General features: G+C 38.4%; 7 protein-coding genes, 1 tRNA gene and 1 pseudogene. 2 read left to right on the top strand and 7 right to left on the bottom strand.

Going from position 1 to position 7,301, the window contains the following annotated elements:
• A partial coding sequence (locus AAC037_RS15540) for an START-like domain-containing protein (protein ID WP_339903836.1) occupies window positions 1–291 on the bottom strand: 291 nt, incomplete at its 3' end.
• A gap of 93 nt (window positions 292–384) precedes the next feature.
• Between AAC037_RS15540 and AAC037_RS15535 the strand changes: the two genes are divergently transcribed.
• Window positions 385–461: transfer RNA gene (locus tag AAC037_RS15535), tRNA-Met, on the top strand.
• 601 nt (window positions 462–1,062) lie between these two features.
• Here AAC037_RS15535 and rplT read toward each other — a convergent pair.
• The 4 genes from rplT to thrS form a co-directional block, all read right to left on the bottom strand.
• Window positions 1,063–1,407 (bottom strand): 50S ribosomal protein L20, encoded by a 345-nt coding sequence (rplT, locus tag AAC037_RS15530; RefSeq protein ID WP_014021145.1) that lies wholly within the window; start codon window positions 1,405–1,407, stop codon window positions 1,063–1,065.
• Between the two features lie 94 nt (window positions 1,408–1,501).
• Window positions 1,502–1,696 (bottom strand): 50S ribosomal protein L35, encoded by a 195-nt coding sequence (gene rpmI / locus AAC037_RS15525; protein ID WP_339903835.1) that lies wholly within the window; start codon window positions 1,694–1,696, stop codon window positions 1,502–1,504.
• A 22-nt stretch (window positions 1,697–1,718) separates the two neighbouring features.
• Window positions 1,719–2,270, bottom strand: a complete 552-nt coding sequence (gene infC, locus AAC037_RS15520; RefSeq protein ID WP_339903834.1) for a translation initiation factor IF-3 — start codon at window positions 2,268–2,270, stop codon at window positions 1,719–1,721.
• A gap of 85 nt (window positions 2,271–2,355) precedes the next feature.
• Window positions 2,356–4,311, bottom strand: a complete 1,956-nt coding sequence (gene thrS, locus AAC037_RS15515) for a threonine--tRNA ligase (protein WP_339903833.1) — start codon at window positions 4,309–4,311, stop codon at window positions 2,356–2,358.
• Window positions 4,312–5,162: 851 nt separating this feature from the next.
• Here thrS and AAC037_RS15510 point away from each other — a divergent pair.
• Entirely contained in the window at window positions 5,163–5,579 is a 417-nt protein-coding gene (locus AAC037_RS15510) for a DUF6157 family protein (RefSeq protein WP_339903832.1), read from the top strand.
• An 88-nt stretch (window positions 5,580–5,667) separates the two neighbouring features.
• Here AAC037_RS15510 and AAC037_RS15505 read toward each other — a convergent pair whose 3' ends face one another.
• Both AAC037_RS15505 and AAC037_RS15500 read right to left on the bottom strand, forming a co-directional pair.
• The gene (locus AAC037_RS15505; protein WP_339903831.1) at window positions 5,668–6,360 is read right to left on the bottom strand and encodes an RNA methyltransferase; all 693 of its coding nucleotides are present in this window, start codon (window positions 6,358–6,360) and stop codon (window positions 5,668–5,670) included.
• A gap of 11 nt (window positions 6,361–6,371) precedes the next feature.
• Window positions 6,372–7,301, bottom strand: a pseudogene (locus AAC037_RS15500) (DNA gyrase/topoisomerase IV subunit A); the annotation flags it as partial.

The following is a 7,301-nucleotide window of genomic DNA, read 5'->3' as shown; positions in this document are numbered from 1 at the left end:
GTTGAGTTCGTTTTCATCCAACTTAAATTCGATGAAGAAATGCTCGGTATCGAAATCTTCCTCCTCCTCAGGATCGAAAAATTCAAATTTCACATGATGATTGGTCCGCATAATAACTGCACGCGCATAATGATCTTCACCATCATAAATAAAATTATAAACTTTATCCTCATTAATTACTACATCATCGGCAAACCATTGTGACAATCCACTTGCTGTGCTTAAATATGGATAAATAATCTTTTTGGAGCTATTTATCTGATAATCTGAAACAAATTTGATTTTCTCCATGGCTTTTTTAATTCTTGTTGTAAAAAGTACATTATTTTTTAGGTACTTGATTTGCAATTCAAGGATTATACTCACATATTTGCATTCCCAATTGGCGAGGTAGCTCAGATGGTTAGAGCGCAGGATTCATAACCCTGAGGTCAGGGGTTCAACTCCCCTCCTCGCTACCAATTAAAAGGTCTCTTAGATTTAGAGACCTTTTTTTATGGCCCTCATTTTCTAAAACCTATCACACCATCCTCAAATTGGTCTACCCAATGTGGTAAAACACCCCTATTTTTATTAACTAAGGCTTAATTAAACAAAATAAGCCATATGACTTGCAAAAGATAGGTAAACCCTGAGTAATATAATGAAAATTTCAAAAAATAAACCTTTTTAAGTCCGGATTCTAAAGCTTGGGAATAATTATGCCGGGGAAATTAAGCTGAATATCAGTTTTATCCGAAGTATGGAAGAAATAAAAAAATCCGGCCTCCCCTCATTATTGAATGGGATTTGTTTGGATCGGGATTTAGCATCCAAACATTCAACTTCATCCTTTTCAATCGTTTTTATTTAAAGACTGCAAGGGTTCATTTTTATTTAGGGTTAGCAATCTTAATAAATTTCATTAGCCAATTATTAAAAGTGAAGGAAAACATGAACGGCATAACCATTCCTTCTTATCGGTTTCCTTACTCCAGGCACCAATATTCAAGTCTTTTAGGGGATTTAGGCATAAAAAAAACCCTCCAAGGAGGGTTTTAAATTATATAGCTTAAAAGCTTCTTATTTTACTTTCTCAACGATGGCTTTGAAAGCTACCGGATGGTTCATTGCAAGATCTGCAAGGACCTTTCTATTAAGATCTATCTCCGCTTTTTTAAGCAATCCCATAAATTGAGAGTAGCTAATGCCATATTGTCTGGCTCCGGCGTTGATTCTTTGAATCCAAAGTGCTCTGAATTCTCTTTTCTTTACTTTTCTATCCCTGTAAGCATACTGAAGTCCTTTTTCATACTTGTTTTTTGCTACAGTCCAAACGTTTTTACCTCTTCCGAAGTAACCTTTGGTTGCTTTTAATACTTTTTTTCTCCTAGCTCTTGAAGCTACTGAATTGACCGATCTTGGCATTTTTTTTTAGTTTTTGACTTTTGGTGCTTTCAGTGTTTCTGAATAGACTTGTAAACCAAAGGTCTGGTGAATTAAATAACCTGATAATTTTTAATTAGATTCTAAGCATGTCTTTTACTCTGCCCTCATCTGACTCATGAACGACTCCCATTTTGGTAAGATTTCTCTTCCTTTTGGTAGACTTTTTAGTCAAAATGTGGCTTTTGAAAGCATGCTTCCTTCTTATCTTTCCAGACCCAGAAAGCTTGAACCTTTTCTTAGCACTTGATTTAGTTTTAACTTTTGGCATTACCGTATATATATTAGTTGAATTATTTCTTACCTGCTTTCGGAGAAACAAATATGTTCATTCTTTTCCCCTCCATTTTTGGCAATTGCTCCACCTGGCCATAGTCTTCCAAGGCCTGAGCGAATTTCAATAGAAGCATTTCCCCTCTTTCCTTAAAAACAATGGTACGACCAACAAAATGAACATATGCCTTTACTTTAGCACCATCTTTTAGAAAGTTGATGGCATGTTTCAATTTAAAATCGAAATCATGATCATCAGTATTGGGTCCAAACCTAATTTCCTTCACTACAGTTTTGGCAGCATTGGATTTGATCTCTTTTTGCTTTTTCTTTTGTTCATATTTGAACTTAGCATAATCGATCACCTTACATACCGGAGGTGCAGCGGAAGGAGAAATTTCAACGAGATCAAGTCCATTTTCCTCGGCCAATGCTACTGCTTTGTCAGTCGCCATAACCGCGTTTCCTCCCTCTACAAAATCTCCTACAACCCTGACCTCTCGGGCCCTAATTTTTTGATTTACTTTATATGGTTCCTCTTGTCTCGGAGTATAAGTTCTTTTTCCTCTCAAAATAGCTATGGTTGTTTTTTAAAGTTTCAGATTGCAAATATCTAATAATTTTTTAAATATTAAAAATCAACAAATTATATTCCTGTTATTTATTCAATGATTCCCTAATGATTCCCTGAAAGAAGTCCACAAATGCGCTCAATTCAAATGAGCCTATGTCTCCTTCCCCATGTTTTCTTAGTGATATTTTATTTTCTTCCTGCTCTTTTTCTCCTACAATCACCATAAAAGGAATCTTTTTCACTTCAGCATCCCTGATTTTCCGGCCAATCTTCTCATCTCTGTTGTCAATCTCGCCTGTTATGTCGTTGTCTGCCAATAAAGCTTTAACCTTGGAGGCATAATCGGCATATTTTTCAGATATAGGTAAGATCACCAACTGCTCCGGTGCCAACCAAAGCGGGAAATTGCCAGCACAATGCTCAATTAATACTGCCACAAATCGTTCCAAAGATCCAAAAGGGGCCCTATGAATCATTACCGGCCTGTGTTTTTGATTGTCTGAACCGGTATATTCCAATTCAAACCGTTGGGGTAACTGATAATCTACCTGTATGGTTCCCAGTTGCCAACTTCTTCCCAAAGCATCTTTGACCATAAAATCCAGTTTCGGTCCATAAAAAGCTGCTTCACCTTTTTCAGTAACGGTATCCAAGCCTTTTTCTTCGGCTGCCTCTATGATGGCCTGCTCTGCCTTATTCCACGCTTCCTCATCCCCAATATATTTGTCCATATTTTCAGGATCTCTCAAAGAAATTTGAGCAGTATAATTTTCAAAGCCCAGGGCTTTGAAAACATACAAGACCAAGTCTATTACCTTGATAAACTCTTCTTTTACCTGATCCTGTCTACAGAATATATGGGCATCATCTTGGGTAAAACCACGCACCCTGGTCAATCCATGCAACTCCCCGCTCTGCTCATACCGGTATACGGTACCAAACTCTGCATACCTTACCGGCAGGTCCTTATAAGACCGCGGTTTGTGTTTGTAAATCTCACAGTGATGGGGGCAGTTCATTGGTTTCAATAAAAACTCCTCCCCTTCATGTGGGGTAGCTATTGGCTGAAATGAATCCTTACCGTATTTTTCATAATGCCCGGAAGTTTCATACAATGCCTTGTGGCCAATATGTGGTGTGATTACCTGCTGATAACCTGTATGATCTTGTTCCTTCTTCAGAAAAGAAACCAACCGCTCACGCAATAAGGTACCCTTGGGCAACCACAAAGGCAAACCTAAGCCAACTTTTTCTGAAAAAGTAAACAATTCCAATTCCCTGCCAAGTTTTCTATGGTCCCTTTTCTTCGCTTCTTCAAGCATGTGAAGGTATTCTTTCAATTCCTTCGCCTTTGGAAAAGTTATGCCGTAAATACGGGTAAGCATTTTGTTCTTCTCATCCCCTCTCCAATAGGCCCCGGCAATGTTCAGCAATTTAACGGCCTTAACAAATCCGGTGTGTGGAATATGGGGTCCCCTACACAGGTCCGTAAATCCACCTTGCTCATAAAATGTAATGGTTCCGTCTTCCAACCTTTCAAGAAGGTCTAGTTTGTACTCATCCCCTTTCTCTTCATAATAGTCAACCGCCTCTTTCTTGGAAATGTCTCTTCTGACAAATTCATTCTTTTGACGAGCCAATTCAATCATCTTGGCTTCTATTTTCTCTAACTCCGCCCCTTCCAGGGTTTTGCCTCCAAAATCTACATCGTAATAAAACCCATTTTCAATAGGAGGGCCTATTCCAAATTTAATACCGGGATATAAAGCTTCCAATGCCTCCGCCAACAAGTGGGCAGATGAATGCCAAAAGGTAGATTTGCCACCTTCATCTTTCCAGGTAAGCAACTCAATGCTTACATCTTGGTCAATCGGCCTGGTAGCATCCCAAATCTCACCATTGATTTTGGCCGCCAATACATTTCTGGCCAAACCTTCACTGATGCTTAATGCTATTTCTAAACTGTTTACTCCCTTTTCAAAAACCCTGACTGATTGATCAGGAAATGTTACTTTAATCTCATTACCACTACTTGACATGCATTCTTTTATTTATGATAAATCACCTTTACAAACAGGTGCTTTTAAACTCATTCTTCGCCAAAACCAGTGATTTTTTTACGATTATAGCGCAAGGCTTCAAAAGTAAAGCATTTTCCTGATTTATGAACTGCAAATATGCAAATTCAACGGGGTAAAAAAAAAGATTAGCCCTTGCATATCTTAACCATTTACTTCAGATTTTAGGAAAATAAAATTATTTTGACTCCTTCTACTAACCTCAGCTAGATTTAAATTGTCTTTACAAACAGCTCCCTCGTCACTGCGAACCCATTTGGGGCTTACTAAGGTAAGAAAAAGTGAAACAGCCTCCTCTTGTTGGAACTTCCCATGTTAGTGGTGAGGCCAGGGGGTGACAGTCTCGCCGTTTTATGATTTCTTCGACTTCAGCAATACATTTACTCGCACTAGCTACCGATGACTTTCTTATTTAGGTAATAAATATTTAATAAGTTAAAAACACAGATTGTCATTTCAATTGCTACGACATTAAAATATTAATTCCCGGAAAGATTATTTTTTTAATTATTTTAAAACGAACTCAGGTTACTATTCAGGGGCCATCGCCACTATCAGTTGTATCCAAACTAGAAACCATAATCTCCTTTATCAAAAAAACATTTCTACCAATCGTCTCAAAATAGAAGATAACAATTGTTTTTAGGGCTTTTGAAAAACTCCTTCATTTTAAAAGAAATACCAACAATAATTGAATAAAAGATTGCATTGTCACCGATTAGAACGCTTAAATGATTAAATTGAACAGGTAACCATTTGGTTTTATTGTAGCGTAAGTTGGTCAATTAACGGCTTAACTATCCTTATAAAATATGAAAATTCATTCCACCAATTACCTTAACACTTTTATTGAAGTTGCAGCCGATTGCCCGTCAGAGATGGGGGAAATCCCTCCACTTAAGGGAAATAAAAAATCAGTTGCCAACTTGCAATATGAAATGATCAGCAAAAAACCTTACCAATTTACTTCAGATGAGTTGCTCTTTGCTATTTACGCCTTGCGCAAAGACCTAAGCCAAGAGGAGCACCCCGAAGCCAAAAGCCATTTTTTTTCAAAAGGTCAAGCATGCCTGAGAGCTTCTCCATTAACGAAAAGGTATGGTTTTGGAATCCATAGTAATAAAGATGGTAAAGTTGCGCTTTATGGTAGAGAAACTATGGAGTACAAAAAATTGATTGAGGACCACTCCATTACTAAAGTTAAGGCCATGCGGTCAAAAAAGGCCTAAGTCATCCAGATTTTTTGCAAGTTTTCATTCTGCCGCTACTTTCCTCAGAATTCAATTGGGCAAACAGCCTAAAAAAAGATGCCCTTCCTTATTTTCTATTTTGAAAGAATGACCGTTTATGGGCTGCTGAATGTTTGACAATCTCTTGGTACCAATGGTATTTTAATTTTAACTTTTCAGCTTCCTTTAAGGAATAATTACCAATTGGATGCCGGCCAATTTTTTCTTGGAGGGCATACAAGCAAATGGCAGCACTGACTGAAATATTAAAACTTTCAGTAAATCCTTTCATGGGTATATGCACCAAACCGTCTGCCGCATCCATGGCCGTTTGGCTTACCCCTTCATGCTCATTGCCAAAAATTAGAGCAAGTGGCTGATCTATTGCCAAATCACTCACCGGCAAACTACCTTCTCTAGGACTGGTGGCCAAAACTTTATAACCTTTGTGCTTGAGCTGTTGGATACAGTCCGCTGTTGCATTTCCCGATGCATCGTCATATTTGTGCAAATCTACCCATTGAGCAGCTCCTCGGGTCACATAGGGATTGATATCATAGCTATTATCCCCCTCAATGACATGGACATCCTGAATACCAAAGCAATCAGCCGTTCTTAGAACGGCTGAGGCATTGTGTGGTTTATAAATATTTTCTAGAACTAGGGTAATGTACCGGGTCCTCTCTCCCAGTACTTTGTCTATCAAAGCTTTTTTATGGGGGGTGATAAATTCGGAAAGATAGGCTAAAAAAGCCAGTTCATCCTTGTCCAATTGCTCCATAGCGGCTTGGGTTAAAACAGCCCTAATTGTTCTTTGTCATCATCATCTCCGGAAGCATCTTTTGATTCTCCCGATCCATTGTCTTTTTCGGTGTTCTCCTTTTTCTTTTCCGGTTTGGCTGATTCCACCAAAGAAATGTTCATCACTTTATGGTTACTTAATCGATTACCGACAGATTTCCATCCTTTTACATCAATCAACATGTCCATGTCGTAAACCTTTTCTTCCACCTCTTTATCCAGCTTAAACTTTACTTTTACCTGAGGCTGTTTTTCTGTGGAGACTACGGTTAGCTTGGATTGCTTATGGTCTGAGATAAAGTTAAATTTCTTGTTTAAGGTAGAGGTTTCGATCACAAACCTTTTCACATAATGCATCTTGTGTACACCATCATAATATATGGATGACACCACGCTTTCAGGATCATATTTTTCGATCAGCAAAATGTTCTCAGGTTCATAGCGGTTGGTCAGTTCAAAGGTGGTCAATTCATAACTTCCATCTTTATAAAAGACCAACACTTTGTCTTCCCCTAAGAAATTACCGACAAAGTCACCTCTTTCATCTGTGTTTAGCCTACCTACAGATGGGTCAAAGTAAATGTCCAAACCACCTAAAGTGGACACGCCTTCCATTTTAAGCTGGATTTTTCTAACCGGGTATTTGGTGAGTATATTTCCTTTAGCCCCACGCCCTTTGATTTCCAGATCTTTAAAATCAAAATCAAATACCTTCACCCTTGCCTTGGCGCCTGCAGTAAGAAATACTGTCACAATTTCTGCTTCTCCATTGGCATTTGCTGTAAAGTACAGTACTTTGGACCCTTTGGTGCCTTTGGTAAGCACGTATTCTCTATCCCTTGTTACACTTAAAACCTGGAATCGCTTGATCATGGTTCTTCCTGATCCTCCATCCAGATAGATCAGGTTGTATACCATCCT

The organism is uncultured Cyclobacterium sp. (assembly GCF_963976465.1).
In the GTDB taxonomy this organism is placed as follows: domain Bacteria; phylum Bacteroidota; class Bacteroidia; order Cytophagales; family Cyclobacteriaceae; genus Cyclobacterium.
The sequence above is the reverse complement of the archived record's forward strand: the minus strand, read 5'-3'. Positions and strand labels throughout refer to the sequence as shown.